General features: G+C 53.3%; 19 protein-coding genes and 1 tRNA gene. 11 read left to right on the top strand and 9 right to left on the bottom strand.

From position 1 onward, the window contains the following. Positions 1-4: 4 nt before the first annotated feature. On the bottom strand, positions 5-421 hold the full coding sequence (locus tag H575_RS02795) for a PaaI family thioesterase (protein WP_042697548.1): 417 nt from the start codon (positions 419-421) through the stop codon (positions 5-7). Positions 422-511: 90 nt separating this feature from the next. Here H575_RS02795 and H575_RS02790 point away from each other — a divergent pair, with 90 nt between their 5' ends. After that, positions 512-1,879 carry an aldehyde dehydrogenase family protein gene (locus H575_RS02790; RefSeq protein WP_042697545.1) on the top strand — a complete coding sequence of 456 codons (1,368 nt, stop codon included), beginning with the start codon at positions 512-514 and terminating at the stop codon, positions 1,877-1,879. Positions 1,880-2,239: 360 nt separating this feature from the next. On the opposite strand, the gene H575_RS02785 is transcribed toward H575_RS02790, so the two are convergent. Then, positions 2,240-2,959 (bottom strand): epoxyqueuosine reductase, encoded by a 720-nt coding sequence (locus H575_RS02785; RefSeq protein ID WP_052319928.1) that lies wholly within the window; start codon positions 2,957-2,959, stop codon positions 2,240-2,242. 4 nt (positions 2,960-2,963) lie between these two features. Further along, on the bottom strand, positions 2,964-4,127 hold the full coding sequence (locus H575_RS02780; protein WP_042697541.1) for a cofactor-independent phosphoglycerate mutase: 1,164 nt from the start codon (positions 4,125-4,127) through the stop codon (positions 2,964-2,966). Between the two features lie 107 nt (positions 4,128-4,234). On the opposite strand from H575_RS02780, the gene H575_RS02775 reads away from it, so the two are divergent. Next, positions 4,235-5,110 carry a DUF368 domain-containing protein gene (locus tag H575_RS02775; RefSeq protein ID WP_245241132.1) on the top strand — a complete coding sequence of 292 codons (876 nt, stop codon included), beginning with the start codon at positions 4,235-4,237 and terminating at the stop codon, positions 5,108-5,110. A 6-nt stretch (positions 5,111-5,116) separates the two neighbouring features. On the opposite strand, the gene H575_RS02770 is transcribed toward H575_RS02775, so the two are convergent. Beyond that, a complete protein-coding gene (locus H575_RS02770) occupies positions 5,117-5,998 on the bottom strand; it encodes a LysR family transcriptional regulator (RefSeq protein WP_042697534.1) in 882 nt (293 codons plus the stop codon). 103 nt (positions 5,999-6,101) lie between these two features. On the opposite strand from H575_RS02770, the gene H575_RS02765 reads away from it, so the two are divergent. The 3 genes from H575_RS02765 to pyrI all read left to right on the top strand — a co-directional run bounded on the left by H575_RS02765 (position 6,102) and on the right by pyrI (position 8,488). Next, complete coding sequence (locus tag H575_RS02765; RefSeq protein WP_042697530.1) at positions 6,102-6,974, top strand: DMT family transporter; 873 nt, start codon at positions 6,102-6,104, stop codon at positions 6,972-6,974. A gap of 135 nt (positions 6,975-7,109) precedes the next feature. Then, positions 7,110-8,021, top strand: a complete 912-nt coding sequence (gene pyrB, locus H575_RS02760) for an aspartate carbamoyltransferase (RefSeq protein WP_042697527.1) — start codon at positions 7,110-7,112, stop codon at positions 8,019-8,021. Further along, positions 8,021-8,488 (top strand): aspartate carbamoyltransferase regulatory subunit, encoded by a 468-nt coding sequence (pyrI, locus tag H575_RS02755; protein ID WP_042697523.1) that lies wholly within the window; start codon positions 8,021-8,023, stop codon positions 8,486-8,488. The genes pyrB and pyrI overlap by 1 nt, the downstream gene beginning before the upstream one ends. Here the strand turns inward: pyrI and H575_RS02750 are convergent. Both H575_RS02750 and H575_RS02745 read right to left on the bottom strand, forming a co-directional pair. Continuing rightward, positions 8,479-9,618, bottom strand: coding sequence for a tRNA (guanine(10)-N(2))-dimethyltransferase (locus tag H575_RS02750; RefSeq protein ID WP_042697520.1), 1,140 nt, complete (start codon positions 9,616-9,618; stop codon positions 8,479-8,481). The genes pyrI and H575_RS02750 overlap by 10 nt on opposite strands. Positions 9,619-9,640: 22 nt before the next feature. Continuing rightward, positions 9,641-9,715 (bottom strand) — tRNA-Arg (locus tag H575_RS02745). 69 nt (positions 9,716-9,784) lie between these two features. Between H575_RS02745 and H575_RS02740 the strand changes: the two genes are divergently transcribed. The 3 genes from H575_RS02740 (at position 9,785) to H575_RS02730 (ending at position 11,721) form a co-directional block, all read left to right on the top strand. Next, entirely contained in the window at positions 9,785-10,633 is an 849-nt protein-coding gene (locus tag H575_RS02740) for a geranylgeranylglycerol-phosphate geranylgeranyltransferase (RefSeq protein WP_042697518.1), read from the top strand. Positions 10,634-10,702: 69 nt separating this feature from the next. After that, entirely contained in the window at positions 10,703-11,113 is a 411-nt protein-coding gene (locus H575_RS02735) for a hypothetical protein (protein ID WP_042697514.1), read from the top strand. Between the two features lie 38 nt (positions 11,114-11,151). Next, the gene (locus H575_RS02730; protein WP_042697511.1) at positions 11,152-11,721 is read left to right on the top strand and encodes a flavodoxin family protein; all 570 of its coding nucleotides are present in this window, start codon (positions 11,152-11,154) and stop codon (positions 11,719-11,721) included. A gap of 556 nt (positions 11,722-12,277) precedes the next feature. Here the strand turns inward: H575_RS02730 and H575_RS02720 are convergent. Both H575_RS02720 and H575_RS02715 read right to left on the bottom strand, forming a co-directional pair. Next, complete coding sequence (locus H575_RS02720) at positions 12,278-12,910, bottom strand: formate dehydrogenase accessory sulfurtransferase FdhD (RefSeq protein WP_042697719.1); 633 nt, start codon at positions 12,908-12,910, stop codon at positions 12,278-12,280. Positions 12,911-13,028: 118 nt separating this feature from the next. Continuing rightward, on the bottom strand, positions 13,029-13,994 hold the full coding sequence (locus H575_RS02715; RefSeq protein ID WP_042697505.1) for an EF-Tu/IF-2/RF-3 family GTPase: 966 nt from the start codon (positions 13,992-13,994) through the stop codon (positions 13,029-13,031). A gap of 149 nt (positions 13,995-14,143) precedes the next feature. Here H575_RS02715 and H575_RS02710 point away from each other — a divergent pair, with 149 nt between their 5' ends. Further along, the gene (locus tag H575_RS02710) at positions 14,144-14,326 is read left to right on the top strand and encodes a hypothetical protein (RefSeq protein ID WP_042697501.1); all 183 of its coding nucleotides are present in this window, start codon (positions 14,144-14,146) and stop codon (positions 14,324-14,326) included. A 62-nt stretch (positions 14,327-14,388) separates the two neighbouring features. Next, a complete protein-coding gene (locus H575_RS02705; RefSeq protein ID WP_042697497.1) occupies positions 14,389-15,066 on the top strand; it encodes a 2,5-diamino-6-(ribosylamino)-4(3H)-pyrimidinone 5'-phosphate reductase in 678 nt (225 codons plus the stop codon). Positions 15,067-15,069: 3 nt separating this feature from the next. Here the strand turns inward: H575_RS02705 and uvrC are convergent, their stop codons facing one another. Further along, positions 15,070-16,671, bottom strand: a complete 1,602-nt coding sequence (gene uvrC / locus H575_RS02700; protein ID WP_394296160.1) for an excinuclease ABC subunit UvrC — start codon at positions 16,669-16,671, stop codon at positions 15,070-15,072. Position 16,672: 1 nt separating this feature from the next. Here uvrC and H575_RS02695 point away from each other — a divergent pair, with 1 nt between their 5' ends. Then, positions 16,673-16,900, top strand: coding sequence for a hypothetical protein (locus tag H575_RS02695; protein WP_042697495.1), 228 nt, complete (start codon positions 16,673-16,675; stop codon positions 16,898-16,900). Positions 16,901-16,954 lie beyond the last annotated feature (54 nt).

Genomic DNA, 16,954 nt, shown 5'->3' with positions numbered 1-16,954 from the left:
CGGTTCAGCACTGGGTGATCAGATAGGAGGTCGAGGTCTTCGAGAGAAGATCGCCGTCGACACTGCCGCGTCTGACCTCCGCCTCGGCGAAGATGATGCGTCTTCCTTTCCGGATGATCTTTGCGACGGCGAAGATCTCGTCGTCTTTTGTTCCGCGTATGAACTCTGTCGTTTCCGAGATCGTCGTGGTCCCTGATCCGGTATCGAGCTCGGCTAAAATCGCAAGCGCGATAGCCTCGTCGGCAAGGATGACGTAAAAGCCGCCCTGAAGAAATCCGATCCCGTTGTGGAACTCTTTTTTCGCTGTCATTTTCAAAACGGCCGTCCCGCCGCCCCAGGAAACGGGGCTGATCCCAAGCGTCATGAAGGTGGGATTTGCCTCTGCGCCGACCGATGCGATCTTTTCAGCGTATTCATGCATGGGAATAGATTCTCTCTTGGGGAACAAGAGATTTCCGCTTTTCCCCTTTCGACGAACAGAACTATATAGGCCAGGGAATAATACTCCAGCATGCAACCATCTCTCGACGTGAGAAATCCTGCCACGAATGAAGTCATCGGCACAATAAAAAACACCACGCCTGATGATGTGGATATGTGCGTGACTGCGGCACAGGAGATCCTTCCCGTTTGGGAAAAGACCGCCGCATCGAAACGTTCTGTACTGTTTGTTAATGCGGCGTCCCTGATCCGTTCACGGGCGGAAGGGCTTGCCGCTCTTCTGACGACCGAACAGGGAAAACCGCTTCGCGAGGCGCGTGACGAGATCCTTGGATCCGCTCATGTGTTTGAGTATTATGCTTCGGTATGCGGGAGCATTCCGGGCGATGCACGCGATCTGCCGGGATACGGGTATCTGAACGTTGTTAGAAAACCGCTCGGGGTCTGCGCCGCGATCATTCCCTGGAACATGCCGGTGATGATCTTTGCCTGGAAGGCGGGAGCGGCGCTCGCCTGCGGGAACGCGGTCCTCGCAAAGCCTTCGAAGACCGCCCCCTTAACGATCATAAAGATCGCTGAGGCTCTTCACGAGGGAGGATTTCCAAAAGAAGCTCTGCAGATCGTGACCGGGTCAGGAGAGCAGACGGGGTCTGCCCTGATCACGCATCCGGATGTCCGGCATATCTCGTTTACGGGTTCGATCCAGTCGGGAAAGGCGGTTTCGCTTCAGGCGGCTCCGCATCTGAAAAAGCTGACGCTGGAACTTGGGGGGAACGACAGTTTCATCGTGACGAGAACGGCGGATATCGAAGCGGCGGTGAAAGCGGCGGTGAGGAACCGGTTCTACAACTGCGGGCAGGTCTGCACGTCGGCGAAGCGGATCTTAGTGGATGAACATATCGCGGAGGAGTTCGTGCACAAGGCGGAGGTGATGCTTTCGGGGTATGTTGTGGGGAACGGGCTAGAGAAGGTGAATATGGGGCCGCTGAACAATGCGAATCAGCTGGCGCTGATCGAGGCGTTTGTGGAGGGGGTCCTGGATAGGGACGAGGCGCAGCTTGTCTACGGGGGGAAGCGGCTGGATATGCCGGGGAATTTCTATGCGCCGACGCTTTTGAAGAATGTGAGTCCGCTGGCGGTTTCTGAGGAGATCTTCGGGCCGGTGATGTCGGTGATCCCGTTTGGTTCGCCGGATGAGGCTTTGGATATCGCAAACTCGACGATGTACGGCCTGGGGTCTTCGGTGTGGACGTCGGAGATCAGCACGGCGCGGAAGTTTGCGGAGGGGCTCCGATGCGGGGTGGTGTGGGTGAATAAGCATCTGACGCTTCCGCCGGAGATGCCGTTTGGCGGGGTGGGGAACTCGGGGTTCGGCAGGGAGAACGGGCGGGACTTCGTGTATGAGTATACGGAGCCGAAGAGTATTTTGTTCGGGTGAGGCGGGTCGACGGCGCAGACGGCGATCTTAGCTGAGGCGGGGATCTTTAGATCCCTTAGCCGAGCAAGGCTTTGCCTTGCGACCAAATCTTTGATTTGCGATCCGGCGCGGAGCCCGACGCGGTGGAAATATCTTAATTTTTGAGATGAATTGTTAACATATCTCTGTGATTAGGATATCCCCACCGCGGGACGCTCCGCGCCGGATCGCAAATCAAAGATTTGCTCAGCTAAGGTCGTCGACTTCGTCGCCAACCCGCAGTCACCCTCCCGCACCCCAAATAAAAAAGACGCCGAATAGATCAAATCTCAGATTTGCGAACGGTTTTTCCCACAGAATTTATCCAAAACTGCGGATGTGTTATTTCAAAAACCCGCACGGGATATCCACAGCGCATTTCCCGCAGACGTTCGCCCCGTATCTCTTCTCATTCTCCTGACACAGCGAAAAGCAGACCCGGCGATCGAATCCCTCCTCGCTCAGCGCCCCCGTCGGGCAGTTTTTCACGCACTTCAAACACTTGCCGGTCAGTTTATACAGACACCTCTCCTCCGTCTCCGGCATATCGGCGACGACCGGCAGATCGGTTACGATCGAGCCGAACCGTCCGCACGAACCGACACGCGTTATCAGAAGATTGTTCAGACCAAACGTCCCGAGACCCGCGATCTCCGCGACGTGCCGCTGCGACCAGCAGCTCATCAGAATCTGTTTGTCCAGATGGACGGCGTTTTCTGCAAATGCTGCCCGAAATCCGCGGTCCCTGAGGTAATCGATCAGAGAGGTGTTTAAGGAGGCGATCAGCCGATTCGTCTCGACATAACACTCGGCCCACCTCTTCGAAGCGTATCTCCCTGAAACATTCGAAAGGGCGACCTCCTTTTGAAACGGCAAAAAATAGGAAATGACGACCGTCGGATCGGAAAGGATCTCGGCCGGCATCAGATGTCCCGGCATCACGGTGGTTTTCAAACCGGGAAACATCAGAGAATCACAGTCGGCAAAACCGACCAGCGGTTTTCGCAAGTAGGAAGCGTCTTTCACATACTTTTCGATGAAGGCTGTGATCTCCTCCCGCATCCGTCTACTCCTTGAAGACCATGTCCAGAAGATCGACTGCCTGGACGAGCCCATAGGAACCCTTCGCCTGCACCTCTTTTTCGGTGTACACGGAGACTTCGTCCGGTTCGCCGAGTCCGCGGATCGCAAACGGGACCGGGTCATTTGTGTGGGTCTTTTTCGCGATCGGGGTCGGGTGATCGGGCATCAGCATGATGCAGCCGTCGAAGTTGTCGAGGATATAGCCGACGGCTTTATCCAGATTTTCGATTGCTTTGATCTTCTCTTCAAGACTTCCGAGGTGACCTGCCTCATCGGTTGCCTCGACATGCATATACACGAAGTCCGCATCGCCGTTCGCGGTCTCGACTGCCGCCTGAGCTTTTCCAAGGAAGTTCGTGTCGAGATAGCCGGTCGCTCCGGGGACCTTGACGACTTCCATTCCCGCACATTTTGCAAGACCGAACAGCAGATCGACTGCCGAGATGACCGCTCCCTTCTTATGATATTTTTCAGAGAATGCCGGCATCGCAGGCTTCGGTCCTCCGCTCCACGGCCAGATCGTCGTCGCCGGATTTTTTCCTGCGGCGATGCGCTTTTTATTTACCGGGTGGTTCTCGAACACATCGGAGGCCCGCACGATATAGTTCATCAGACGCTGTGCATCCTCTCCTTTCGGGAGGTAGTCGTTGATGACCTCGCCGACGATGTCGTGGGGAGCGGTCGTCTCTGAACCTTTGCCGTCTGGAAGCATCATCACATTTCTGTAGGAGACGCCCGAATACCAGCCGGCTTCAGGGATCTTCTCTTTGAGAGCCTCGAAAAGCTCCGCTCCCTCAGCGCTCGAGATATGGCCGGCCGCAAAATCCTTCATCCTGCCGTTTTCGATCGTGACCAGATTGCACCGGTAGGCGAGTTCCCCCTCTCTGAAAGGGATCCCCATGCTGAGCGCCTCGAGCGCTCCCCGGCCGGTGTAATATTTCAGCGGATCGTAGCCGAGGATCGACATGTTCGCAACATCCGAACCCGGGGAGAGCGAGTCGTCCACGGTCTTGAGCATGCCGCATCTGCCTTCACGGGCGATCCTGTCCATATTGGGTTTGTGTGCCGCTTCGAGCGGGGTCTTTCCCCCAAGCTCTTCAAGAGGCTCGTCAGCCGCACCGTCAGCAAGAATAAGGATATATTTCATGAAACTCTCCCTCATATATCCGGCGGGCATCGGAATAAATTGCATGGTTGCGACACACAAAGCCCGAATGCTAATTAGTGAGGCGGCTCCTATGTATTAAGAGACATATGGATATTCTGAAAGGGGCGTGCATGGCGGTCGCCGACAGTGTGCCGGGAGTTTCCGGCGGAACGATCGCGTTTTTACTTGGATTTTATGATAAGTTCATCTCTTCGGTGGACGATATGCTCACCGGGACGATGGAGAGAAGAAAGGCCGCGCTGCCGTTCCTGCTCAAACTCGCCGTCGGTTGGGCAGCTGCGTTTCTCATCTGCGCCGTGATCCTCGCAAATCTTTTTGATACCTATATTTATGAAATAAGTTCGCTTTTTATCGGTCTGACCGTATGCACCGTCCCGATCGTCGTGATGGAGGAGCGCTCGAGCCTGAAAAATCATTATCCGCATATCATCTTCACCGCGCTCGGCGTGGCGGTGGTTCCTCTGATGATGTACTTCAATCCGGTCTCCCGCGAAAGTTCGGTGGATCTGACGCAGATATCTCCTCAGCTTGCACTGTTTCTTTTTATTGCGGCGGTGTTAGCGGTCTCGGTGATGGTTCTTCCGGGGATATCAGGCTCGACGATGCTTCTGATCATGGGACTGTACGTCCCGCTGATCTCGGCTGTGAGTGCGGTCATCCATCTTGAGCTGGCGTATGTGCCGATGCTCGTCGTCTTCGGGCTCGGAATGATCACCGGGCTTGTGTTCATCGCAAAACTTCTGAGATACTGCCTCGAAAAATACCGTTCGCAGACGATCTATCTCAGTATCGGGCTTCTGATCGGCTCACTGTATGCGATCGTTCTCGGGGCGACCACGCTGGATGTGCCAAGACCCCCGATGAGTTTTGAGACGTTCAGCATCCTGTTCTTTTTGCTTGGCGCCGGCATCCTTGCCCTCCTTCAGTATCTGAAGAAGAGAGCTGAGAAAAAAGCTGCGTAAAGTGGTTCAGATTCCCTGCGGATTTCTGTACTGCAGATACGAAAGGAACCTTTTGACAGCAGGCGAGACGGTATTTTTATCCCGGAATGCGATCCCGATATCGCGGAATGCCGGGACATCCAGTTCTTTTGCCGTGATGTCGTAGGGAATACGCGTTAATATCAGCTGCGGCAGGATACTGATCCCAAGTCCGCTTTCGACCATCGACATTATGGCATAATCATCCCACGTCGTAAAATGCACGTCGGGCTTAAGGTCATACCGTTCAAAAATTTCCGAGATTTCTGCTTTCCCCCCTTTTTCCAGAAGCATGAAAGGATATTTTTCCAGTTCTTTGATCGGAAAACGTTCACGAGCCGCCAGTGGGTGATCTTTTGGAAGAATAACAAGCAGTTTGTCCTGTTCCAGAAAGATGGTTTCCAGATCCGAAGGTGCCGGCAGACGGAGAAATCCGCAGTCCACCCGGCCTTCGCGGATCCAGGTTTCGATCTCCGTGTAATCTCCCAAAAGCAGTTCGTAGTCGATGTTTGGATAATCTTTTTGAAATTCCTTGATGATATTGGGCAGCCAGTGGGTCGCCACGCTGGAGAACGTTCCGATCCGAATAAGGCCTGACTCCAGACCATGGAGTTCATTCACCTGAACCAGTAGATTTTGATACTCTTCCAAGACGCGTTTGGCATGCGGCAGAAGTATCACACCGTCTGAGGTCAGTCTGACTCCGGACCTTCCCCTCTGCAGGAGGGATACGTTCCATTCAATTTCCAGATCACGGATCATCCGGCTTATCCCTGACTGGGAGTATCCTAAGAGTTCTGCAGCTCTGGTAAAACTTCCGGACTCCACTGTTTTTGTAAATGCCTGGTATTTCAGAATATTTGTGTCCATCGTCAGGTTCCTTTAACCATCTGTTTTTGTCATGCTAATCATAATAAATATTTGGTAATGTCATCATTTCAAATATCCATAGAACCATATCTGTAAAGACGGCATGAACGGGGAATTTATAAAATATACTGCAGCACTGCTTTTATTTGGTTCAAACGGGGTCGTTGCAGCCAGCATTGCCCTTTCGAGTTATGAGATCGTCTTTTTACGGACGCTTATCGGGAGTATTCTGCTGATCGGGCTGTTTCTCATCCTGCATGGAAAACTCACCGTTTTTAACCATATGCGCCAGTTTGCCTATCTTGCCGTCTCCGGAATAGCGATGGGAGCCGGGTGGATGTTCCTGTATGAAGCCTATCAGCAGATAGGAGTCAGTCTTTCCTCTCTGGTATATTACTGCGGACCGGTGATCGTAATGGTGCTTGCTCCGCTGTTGTTCCGCGAAAAGCTGACACGGCAGAAGACAGCCGGATTTTTTGCCGTTCTTCTTGGCATCATTCTGGTGAATGGTCAGGCTCTTTTTGCCGGCACGATCAGTTTCGGTTTATTCTGCGGTGCTATGTCGGCTGTTATGTATGCGGTGATGGTGATTTTTACGAAGAAGGCGACGCACATCACAGGTCTGGAAAATTCGATGGTGCAGCTGTTCATCAGTTTTCTGACGGTTGCCGTTTTTACCGGGATAGTCAAAGGGTTTGCATTTGAGATCGCAGGAGAAGACATCCTGCCGATCCTGTTTCTCGGCGCGGTCAATACAGGCATAGGATGTTATCTGTATTTTTCTTCTATCGGCCGGCTGGATGTCCAGACAGTGGCGATCTGCGGCTATCTCGAGCCATTGTCAGCGGTAGTTTTTTCCGTCCTGCTTCTTGGCGAGGTGCTGTTTCCGATGCAGATCTTCGGTGCGGTGCTTCTTCTCGGAGGTGCGGTTTTGGGAGAGATGTCGGGGTCTTCGGGCAGAGGAGAGAAGGTCTGAGGTCGTCGTCTATGATCAACTCCTGCCGTTTGCCTCATCTCTTCACCCGCTACGCCCTGCCCTTTCTGATTTTCCGCGGGTTATTTATCCCGGGCAGTCCAACTATTGAACACTGAAAACTTCCGGGCACCATTCATGACACACGAACAAAAAAACATCCTATCTGTACGGGATATGGAACGTGAAGAAATAGACAAACTCCTCTGTTCTGCAGCAGCCTTCGACCGCGGGAACTATACCGGCCGCGAACTCGACGGCAAACTCCTCGCCGTCCTCTTTTTCGAACCAAGCACCCGGACCCGCATGTCCTTCTCCGCTGCAATGATGCGGCTTGGCGGCAAGATCCTCAACCTCGGCAGTGTCGAAGCCACCTCCATCACCAAAGGCGAGACCCTGTCTGACACGATACGCGTCATCTCCGGATACTGCGATGCGATCGTCCTGCGTCACCCCAAAGAAGGCGCCGCCCGTCTTGCAAGCGAAGTCGCCTCGGTCCCTGTTATCAACGGAGGCGACGGCGCCGGCCAGCACCCGTCCCAGACCCTGCTCGACCTGTTCACCATCCGCGAATCCATGCGGATCGAAAACATCGACGTCGGCCTGCAGGGAGATCTCAGATACGGAAGGACCGTCCACTCCCTCGCCTTTGCCCTCGCCAAATACAATAATGTCCGTATCCATACCATAGCTCCCGACGGACTCGATTTTCCGCGATATATCAAAGAAGACCTGCTGGATGCCGGTATAGAACTCATCGGCCATGACAATATAGAAGAGGCAGTTTCCGAGCTCGACGTGCTGTATGTGACCCGCCTCCAGCGCGAGCGGTTCCCTGACCCGGTCGCTTTTGCAAACTATGCATCCACCTACCGGATCACTCCCGAACTCCTGGAACTTGCCAAACCCGGCATGATCGTTCTTCATCCTCTCCCCCGCGTTGACGAGATCGATCCGGCAGTCGACGCTCTCCCGTGCGCCAAATACTTCGAACAGGCGCACAACGGCGTTCCTATCAGAATGGCCATGCTGAGCGAGGTGATGAACTGATGGTGCGCACTATCTCAGACGGGATCGTCATCTCGCCGATCAAAAACGGCACTGTCATCGACCACATCACCCCGGGAGAAGGGCTGACCGTTCTCCGGATCCTCGGGATCCGCGACGGAACGAACGTCACCGTCATCGTCGCATCCAATGTTCCCAGTTCACGCGGCGGGCGAAAGGACATGGTCAAGATCGAAAACCGCGAACTCCTCAAAGATGAAGTGGATAAAATCGCTCTCGTCGCCCCGGACGCGACCATCAGTATCATCAGAAACTTCAAAGTCTCGGTGAAAAAAACCGTTGAGGTCCCAAAAAAGATCATCGGCGTCATCAAATGCCCAAATCCGAACTGTATCACCAACACAAAAGAGCCGGTCCAGAGCCGCTTCGTCGTCCACCCCAGAGGATTCCGCTGTCAGTATTGCGACTCTCTCATCTCCTGCGAGATGGACATCGGCGATTATATCTGAAGATTTTCTTTATTCCAGAGACGGATCATCTCTTCTATGACATGAAGAGGCGCCGTCGTTTTTATCCCGGTATCGCAGAAATGCGTGCGGGTCGTGTAGTATCCTGCGTCATTTAAGCTCGCGATCAGTTCTTCCATATTCGGCGGCGAGACCTTCATGTTCCGGGAAACGATGTGATAATCATAGTATGTGCATGTTTCCGGCTCTGCGAGGAGATATGTCAGCAGCTTTTCCATCTGTCTTTTTGTGCCGAACTGCAGTTCGGGCAGGATTTCCTGCATGTCGGCAAGGACCTCCTTTTCCTGCAGAGGCCCCATCCACAAGGGACCTACAGGTATGGTCTCGACGCCGCAGTGGGGGCAGATATGCGTTTTCGGGAGAAGACTCCCCTTCTGCTCGGCACGGTAGAGACACTTCGGGCACTGCATCACAAATCCCATCTGACCGATCGTTTCATCGGCGGCCGTGACTTTGCCTATGACCCGAACATGCGAGCGGAAGTAGTGGGACTTCGCAAAACTCAGGATCGGCTTCATGCCGCGGTCGTATTTCACAAGTTCCCGGGCCATCGCCCCCATCATCATCCTAAGACCCACTTCCGCATGATACTCGGTGTTTCTCGGCGTCGCAAAATATCTGCGGCAGCCTGCCTTGAAATGCGCTCCGCAGAGAGGGGCCGTGTCCGTCGCCGTGACAAAGAGAAAATGTTTTGCGGCCCGTGAAGCTGCATCGAGAAAAGGTACCGGCGTGCCGAACGGATCGAGATCGATCGAATCGAACCGGGCCGTGCACATCAGCCGGTTCGCATCATCGCAGGTCACGCTGATATCGCCGCCCAGTTTCTCCGCATTCGCCCGGATTATCCTGACCGCCTGCTCGTCCCGGTCATTGATCGTGACCGGTATTTTTGCCTCGTTGGCGATCCGAAGGCCGCGAACGCCCGTTGCCGCCATCGCGTCCAGATAATCAGCCGGCTGTATGATCTTCGTGAGGAGTACCGTCATATCGCGGTTGAACTCCATTTTGGTGTTGTAAAAGACCGGAGCCGAGCCCGGCGGAAACTGAGTGTTTTCGTCCTGGACCGGGGCGGTAAAAGTCGTGCTCCCTTCCGTGATCTCCCTGCATTCCATGATTGACCCCAAAAAATGTAAACGGGCATGTAGGGATTCGAACCCTAGATATTCAGCTTAGGAGGCTGACGCCATATCCTGGCTTGGCTACATGCCCTGATTCTCATAATTATTCGGGCTTCACGGGGATATCTTTTTCGAAGCGGCACACCCACAAATACGATACATGAGTCTGGCTGGGTATGGAAAGATCATCCGTCCGATGAACGCGGGCGTCTCGGGTATCACCGCAGGCATCGCCTACTTTATCGCTAGCGGCACGCAGCCGCTTTTTGCGGCGCTGCTGTTTTTTATCGTGCTTGTGATCTGCGGTGCAGGAAACGTACTGAACGACGTGTTTGATAAAGAGATCGACAAAGTGAACCGGCCGGATCGTCCGATCCCGTCGGGAGCGGTCACGCCGCGGGGCGCTGTCGTATGGGCAGGTGTCCTTTTTGGTGCGGGGATCATCGCCGCCTGTTTCACGAACTTCTGGTGTCTTGGTATCGCTCTGGTGAATACGATCCTATTGATCATCTATGCGGCAAAGTTCAAGGGTGTCCCTCTGATGGGCAATCTGAGCGTAGCCTATCTTTCGGGGAGCATCTTCCTCTTCGGCGGGTTTCTGGTCGGGCCGGAGTCCTTCCTCGTGATGCTGCCTCTGTTTGCCATCACGTTCTTCGGGACGCTCGCACGCGAACTGCTCAAGGATGCCGAGGACATCGAGGGGGATCGGATCGGCGGGGCACGGACCCTTCCGATGCGAATCGGGGTCCGGGGAACCGCAGTCCTCGCCGTGATTTTTGTTCTGTGCGCCGTGCTCTTCAGCTTTGTTCCGTTCCTGACCTGGGGGATCGTCTATCTGGTGCTGATCGGCGTCGTGGATGCGTTCATCATTCTGGTGACGATCCGGGCGCTGGGATTTACGCGGCCCGACGAACTTTCTGCTTCGAACTGCACGGCGTATCTGAAGTACGGGATGTTTGCGGCCCTCTTTGTGTTTCTGCTGATGGAAATCTTTGCGGTTTTCCTGTGAAGAGCCTGATAATTCAGAACATATTAATATCCGTGAGGTTGAAGGATTAATAAGCATACTTGGGGTAGCATGAAAGTATTAGTAAAAGATAATCTGCACATGGCGGAGGCAGGATCCTACTTCCGGGGCTCTGTACTGATCGAGGGAGACTTTCTTGTTCCGCCCCGGACGTACTTCTGGCGTGATCTTGTGGTTACCGGAAAACTCTTTTTGTGCCCCGAGTCCCACGTTGCCGGGAATGTGACCTGTAATGGTGCGGTCGTCTGCCGTGATTCGGTGATCGAGGGGGAGCTGAACGCGGGAACAGAGCAGCTGACTGTGTGTGATAATGCAAAAGTCCGGGTGATCCGGTCTGACGGGAACGTTCTGCTTCGGCCGGGCGTCATTTCCGCCGAGGTGAGGGGGGTCAATATTTTAGTGATGGGCAAGATCCAGTGCGGGAAGCTGATGGGCAAGAACACCCGTGTTGTTACGAACTAACATCCATCTTTTTTACATCTGCACTACAAGATATACGTATGACAGATGTCGTTTTGATCTCCGGAAGCCCGCGGGCGAAAGGAAATACTGAGTATGCACTGAATGTATGCAAGGACGCGATCGAGAAGAGGGGGCTCTCGGCAAAGATCATCTCGCTTCGGGGAAATCCGATCCAGGGTTGTATCGCCTGCGGTGAGTGTAAGAAAAACGGAAAATGCAGTTTGAAAGACGGACTGAATGATATGCTTGATGATATCAAGGCGGCAGACGGGTTTATCATCGGAGCGCCGGTGTATTTCGGAACGGCACGCGGGGATGTGATGAACTTAATCCAGCGTGTTTCGATGATCGCCCGGTCGAACGGGAACTGGCTTTCAGGGAAAGTCGGCGGTCCGGTGGTCGTGGCACGACGCGGGGGTCTGACCTCGACGCTGCAGGAGATGCTGATGTCCTTTTTCATTTCGGATATGATCGTCTGCGGTTCAACTTACTGGAACATCGCGTTCGGCCATGGACCGGGCGATGTCGCAAATGATGCAGAGGGCATGGCGACGCTGGAGAAGTTCGGCGATAATGTGGCGGGACTCATCCTGCAGCTGAGAAAATAATTCAGAGAATATCTACTAACCCTTTTTTTCAAATAGGACTTACGCGGTGTTTGTGTAACTCTAATTCGTAAAGGAGTTTTTTGGGTGTGGAAACATAAAAATAACCAACCGCGAATCGGCGCGAATCCGCCCTTCGGGCGAGAAGAATCGGATTTGCTATTCCTCACTTTCGCAATACAGCTTCGCTGTCTTGCTCATCCCTCATCGGGATCGTTCGGGCAAATCCTGTCGCCGCCCCAGCGGCTCCCGATAGTAATTTCTCCCCCTCTTTTTCATTAAAATACTCCCTAAATATTTCCTTCAGGAGGTGCCGGGGCACCGACAGGATTTGCCCGAACGGTCCCGATGAAGGGACGAGCCGTCGTGGCTGAAAGACACGACGAGCGAGAGTGAGGATCAGCAAATCCGATTCTGGGAGCAAGCCAAAGGCTTGCGGGATTCGCGCCGATTCGCGGTTGGTTTTTCTCTTGCGACCACATCTAGCTATCTCTCTCGAATTGGATCCACACCAACACCGCTTAAGTCCTATCCAGCGAATCAGCAAGTCCCTGTTCATTCAATAGACAAGAGTCAGCTTGCCGTTCTTCGCCACTTCGGCCGCCAGATAGGTTGGCGGCTGCTTTGATGCCAGCACCGAGATCTTTGCATGCAGGCATTTCCTGACGAGTTCCGCCGTCACCTTGCCTGAGACAAGGACCGCGGTGCTTTCCGGCGGGATACCCTCTATGAGTAATCGACCGACGACCTTGTCCAGCGCAGTAAACTGACCAAGATCCTCGGCTGATGCCGCGATCGTTCCGCCGACAAACGCCTTCGCCCCAAACCCGCCTGCCTTGATCACGTCGCTGGAAAATGCATGATTCAGAATATTTTTCGGCACCGGGATGCATGACTCAAGGACCGGCATCTTCTCCGGATCCAGATACGACGCCGTGCCCCCGCATCCGGAGAGCACACTTTTTTTTGGAAGAAGCACCTTGAACGGATTTTTCGTCAGCACACTCACGCCCGTTTCCGTCAGCATCACCGACTCGATATCCGCATACGGCACGATCCCCTCCGTCGTCAGATACCCCGCGGCAAACTCTTCGGCCATCTCATTCAGCATCATCACGGTCGAAAGACCCCGTCCGTTCACCGTCAGGGAAACCGGCTGCTCATTCAGGAGACCATGGTGAAATGCTGTCATCTGCGTGATAGGATATTGGTTTGGTACATTAAAAAGAATGGCGGGTATCCGATCGCCAAAACACGCCCTCCAGCAAAATCAGCCAGAGGACACCTGAAAATGCCCTGTAAAAAAAAGATCAGGGAAGTCTGATCGTCCCGACGATACGCAGCTTGCCCCCGTCCAGATAATGGATCACCGCTGAATCACCCGGCTTATACACAAGCGGCGTATCCAGTTCGAGCGTCAGCTTCGGCGCGTGCCAGTCCGATCCGTTCTCCACCTTCGTCACCCGTGCAGACAAAAACTGCATCCAGTGTCCGACAGACACGACCATCTGCTCCTTGATCTCTCCCGGCCAGTACTTCACCAGGCGTGCGTCGCCCGTCACCGTCGTCGTGTGGGTCACTTTCGGATCGGTCGTAAGAACGAAACCCCGATCCAGCTCCTCAGCATCGATATCCTTCAAAGCGCAGCCCACACGGTCGCCCGCATACGCCCAGGCAAAATCATCATCATGCTTCTGGACCGACCTGATCTGAGCGGTCTTATCCAGCGGTTCGACCCGCATCTTATCATGCTTCTTGATCCACCCGTCCGCGACGCATCCGAGGATCACCGTTCCAATACCCCGCACATTGAAGTGGTGATCGATCGGAACCGATCCGACTGCCCCCTCCTTCGGCTCGATATCCGGCTGATTTGCCGCACGCTCAAGAAGTCCGACGGAAAGGCCGATGAAATCCTCTTCCATTATCGTATAATTCTCAAGCACCGTTCCTTTGATCAGCGGGGCGATCTGATTCGGCTGGATATAATTCTTCAGAATGATCGTCCCGTTCTTCACCCCTGCACAATCAAGCATCAGGATCCACTCGGCGACCATCGGCGTGATCTCAGAGATCACCACGATCGCCTCATGAGACATGGAAACGACATAAAATAACGGAGCAAGTCTGTCCGGATACCTCGTCGGTTCCAGAAGCGTCACGGTGTCGTGACCTTTTTTCAGATTATAGAATGTGATATCGGTACTGGTCCCCTTCTTCCCGAGATCCCGGGCATATCCATTCGGGGCAAGTACGGCGACTGTTAAGTTCGGCATGGTTATACTCATTGGTGTTTGCGGATGATTATATTTATGGGTTTTATGGGTCCGCCTCCCCTGCCCACTCAGTACACTCTGTAGAAAAAGACGAAAATCTCTCCAAAAATCCCGCAAGATTTATCTCTTCATCATACACATTAACAGATATGAAAAATGTGAAAACGTCAGTTGATGGAGATATTCTTACAATTACGGTCGATCTTTCCCAGGAAGTCGGACCTTCATCCTCTGGAAAAACGATCATCATCGGCTCCAGCATGGGAAATAAACCCATCGACCGCAAACACCCCGATGTCCGCGTTGGTGTGAACGTTTATAAGAAGGTATAAGACTTTCGCCCCATTCTATTTTCCATGACCAGTCTACGTTCACGTATCCAACGGGTGTATGTATGCGTCCGTATGTGATAATCAACGCAGCAATGAGTGCTGACGGAAAACTTGCCACCCGGGAACGAAAACAGACCAAGATCTCCGGTCCTGACGATTTTCTCAGAGTTGACACGCTCCGCGCCGAGTCCGACGCAGTGATGGTGGGCATAGGAACAGTCCTCTCCGACGACCCTTCGCTGCGGCTGAAAAGCGAGGAGTATGCCGCGGTCCGAAAAGCCGGCGGCAAAGATCCTCATCCCATGCGGGTCGTGATCGACAGCATGGCACGAATGCCTGCAGACGGGGACATGTTCAAAAAAGGACTTGGCCGCGTGGTCATCTTCGTCTCGGAAAAAGCCCCGAAGGAAAGATGTGACGCCTTGAAAGAAAAAGCCACGGTGATCTCTGCGGGTGCGGATTCGGTAGATCTGGTAATCGTCTTAGATGAACTGGCAAAACTCGGGGTTCAAAAACTCATGGTCGAGGGAGGAGCCACGCTGCTCTGGTCGTTTCTCAGCAAAGAACTCTTTGACGAGATACGCATCTATATCGGCGCACTGATCATCGGCGGGAAGGATGCCCCCACCTTTGCAGACGGCGCCGGGTTCACGGATCCTGCGGAGTTCACCCGGCTCTCGCTGAAAAATATCGAGAAGATCGACGACGGCGTGCTGCTGACCTGGATAAAAAAAGTCTGAATATTATTTTACCAGCCGCTTTTTCCGAAGCAGCCGGTTGTAGGTGACGGCAAACCTGTGCGCCTCGTCCCGTATCTCCTGGAGGTACATGTTTGCCTTTGTCTTTTTTCCAAACGGCAGCGGGAACGGCACGCCTGAAACGAATACTTCTTCTTCCGCTTTCGCAAGGGAGATGAGCGGGATGTTTGCGTCCAGCTCATCAAGGATCCGCTTTGCTGACGAGAGCTGCCCTTTTCCTCCGTCGATCACGATCAGATCAGGGAGCGGTTTTTCCTCTTCGATCAGACGGCTGTATCTTCTGCGGACGACTTCTGCCATAGAGGCGAAGTCATCGATCCCTTCGACCGTTTTTATTTTGAACCGCCGGTAGTTTTTCTTGTCAGGTTTTCCTGAAACGAATCTGACCATGGAGGCGACCGTATCGGTTCCCGAGAGATGGGAGATATCGAAACACTCGATGACGGCCGGCGGTTTTTTGAGATGAAGGGCGGCCTGGAGTTCCATTACTTTCAGTTCGTCGCCGAAGTGGACCGTCTCGATGTTTTTTCCCGCAAGTTCGAGCAGTTTTTTCTTGGCTCCCTGCTTTGGGACGGTGATCTTCACCATATGCCCTGCCAGATTTCCCAGATATCCGCCAAGTGCTTCGTCAAGCTCCTCCTCGACGATGATCTCTTTGGGTGCAGGATTCTCCGAGTAATATCTCGAAACAAACTCCTCGAAAAATCCCTCCGATGCCTCGAAGATAAACTCGTCCCTGCCGCCGAGCGTTCCTTTGTACACATGGAAGACCATAAGATACACCGTTCCGTCAGCCGCGCGGTAGGCGATGACGTCCTCGTCATGATCGGTTTTTCTGGCGACATACTGCCGTGAAGAGAGGTTTTCGACCGCGGTGATCATGTCCCGGCAGAGGAGTGCCGCTTCGAACTCCATATCCTTCGAATACTCCACCATTTCATCTTCGAGTTTGGTTTTGATCTCCTTTGTGCTGCCTTTCAGGACATCCGCTGCATAGCTGCACTGTTTTGCATACTCTTCAGCGGAAACGTGCCCGCCGCACGGCCCGGTGCAGTTGCCTATATGATAGCGCAGACAGGGTCTGTTCTTCGGCATGTTTTTGCAGGATCTGAGTCTGAATGTTTTTTTCACGACCGAAAGGACGTAGTCACGTTCTTTTCCTGAGACGAAGGGACCGAAGTGCTGGCCGTTTCCGCGGGTGTTTCTCGCAATAGTGATCCGCGGAAACGGTTCTTTCGTGAGTTCGATGTAAGCGTAGGATTTGGCGTCTTTGAGATCGATGTTGTACTTCGGCTGATGATGTTTGATGAGCGTGTTTTCCAGAAGATAGGCTTCTTCTTCGGTCGCAGTTATGATATATTCAAACGAACGGATCGCAGCGACGAGCTTTGCAGTTTTTGCGTCATGATCCTTTTTCTGAAAATACGAAGAGACCCGTTTTCGCAGGTCTTTTGCCTTGCCGACATAGATGATCGTTCCTTCGCCGTCTTTATACAGGTAGCAGCCCGGCGAATGGGGGATATCGGCAAGATCGAAGGGGGGCATTTTCGGCAGGTTAATGTATGGGGTGGATGTATCTTTAATCATTATGGTTGTGCCCTGTTTGACCTGTCTGCATATGGATTCTCATGAGTATATATTTGATAAAGAGCGGGATTTTTACAATTACCGCATCGTCTGCAAACTGGGTGTGGTTCTTCCCGATCCGGTGCCGAAATCAGGTCTTACCTGCGATAAATATGAAAATAAGCTGGCTTCGCTCCCGCGGATCAGACGAAGTTCCTGTGCGATCGAGGTCGAACATGTCCAAAAATAAGGATTTTTTCCAGCACGATCATGCAGACGACCATGATCGGCAGATCAAAAAATA

Origin of the sequence: Methanocorpusculum bavaricum DSM 4179 (assembly GCF_000430905.1) — an archaeon.
Lineage (GTDB): Archaea > Halobacteriota > Methanomicrobia > Methanomicrobiales > Methanocorpusculaceae > Methanocorpusculum > Methanocorpusculum parvum.
This window is presented reverse-complemented; position numbering and strand designations above follow the sequence as displayed.

Coding starts and splice junctions, on each gene's coding strand:
- H575_RS02770 (WP_042697534.1), bottom strand. CDS start 5,998: ATGGACACAAATATTCTGAAATACCAGGCATTTACAAAAACAGTGGAG.
- H575_RS02775 (WP_245241132.1), top strand. CDS start 4,235: ATGGATATTCTGAAAGGGGCGTGCATGGCGGTCGCCGACAGTGTGCCG.
- H575_RS02795 (WP_042697548.1), bottom strand. CDS start 421: ATGCATGAATACGCTGAAAAGATCGCATCGGTCGGCGCAGAGGCAAAT.
- H575_RS02790 (WP_042697545.1), top strand. CDS start 512: ATGCAACCATCTCTCGACGTGAGAAATCCTGCCACGAATGAAGTCATC.
- H575_RS02765 (WP_042697530.1), top strand. CDS start 6,102: ATGAACGGGGAATTTATAAAATATACTGCAGCACTGCTTTTATTTGGT.
- H575_RS02780 (WP_042697541.1), bottom strand. CDS start 4,127: ATGAAATATATCCTTATTCTTGCTGACGGTGCGGCTGACGAGCCTCTT.
- H575_RS02735 (WP_042697514.1), top strand. CDS start 10,703: ATGAAAGTATTAGTAAAAGATAATCTGCACATGGCGGAGGCAGGATCC.
- H575_RS02785 (WP_052319928.1), bottom strand. CDS start 2,959: ATGCGGGAGGAGATCACAGCCTTCATCGAAAAGTATGTGAAAGACGCT.
- pyrB (WP_042697527.1), top strand. CDS start 7,110: ATGACACACGAACAAAAAAACATCCTATCTGTACGGGATATGGAACGT.
- H575_RS02740 (WP_042697518.1), top strand. CDS start 9,785: ATGAGTCTGGCTGGGTATGGAAAGATCATCCGTCCGATGAACGCGGGC.
- pyrI (WP_042697523.1), top strand. CDS start 8,021: ATGGTGCGCACTATCTCAGACGGGATCGTCATCTCGCCGATCAAAAAC.
- H575_RS02730 (WP_042697511.1), top strand. CDS start 11,152: ATGACAGATGTCGTTTTGATCTCCGGAAGCCCGCGGGCGAAAGGAAAT.
- H575_RS02750 (WP_042697520.1), bottom strand. CDS start 9,618: ATGGAATGCAGGGAGATCACGGAAGGGAGCACGACTTTTACCGCCCCG.
- H575_RS02720 (WP_042697719.1), bottom strand. CDS start 12,910: ATGACAGCATTTCACCATGGTCTCCTGAATGAGCAGCCGGTTTCCCTG.
- H575_RS02705 (WP_042697497.1), top strand. CDS start 14,389: ATGCGTCCGTATGTGATAATCAACGCAGCAATGAGTGCTGACGGAAAA.
- uvrC (WP_394296160.1), bottom strand. CDS start 16,671: ATGATTAAAGATACATCCACCCCATACATTAACCTGCCGAAAATGCCC.
- H575_RS02715 (WP_042697505.1), bottom strand. CDS start 13,994: ATGCCGAACTTAACAGTCGCCGTACTTGCCCCGAATGGATATGCCCGG.
- H575_RS02710 (WP_042697501.1), top strand. CDS start 14,144: ATGAAAAATGTGAAAACGTCAGTTGATGGAGATATTCTTACAATTACG.
- H575_RS02695 (WP_042697495.1), top strand. CDS start 16,673: ATGGTTGTGCCCTGTTTGACCTGTCTGCATATGGATTCTCATGAGTAT.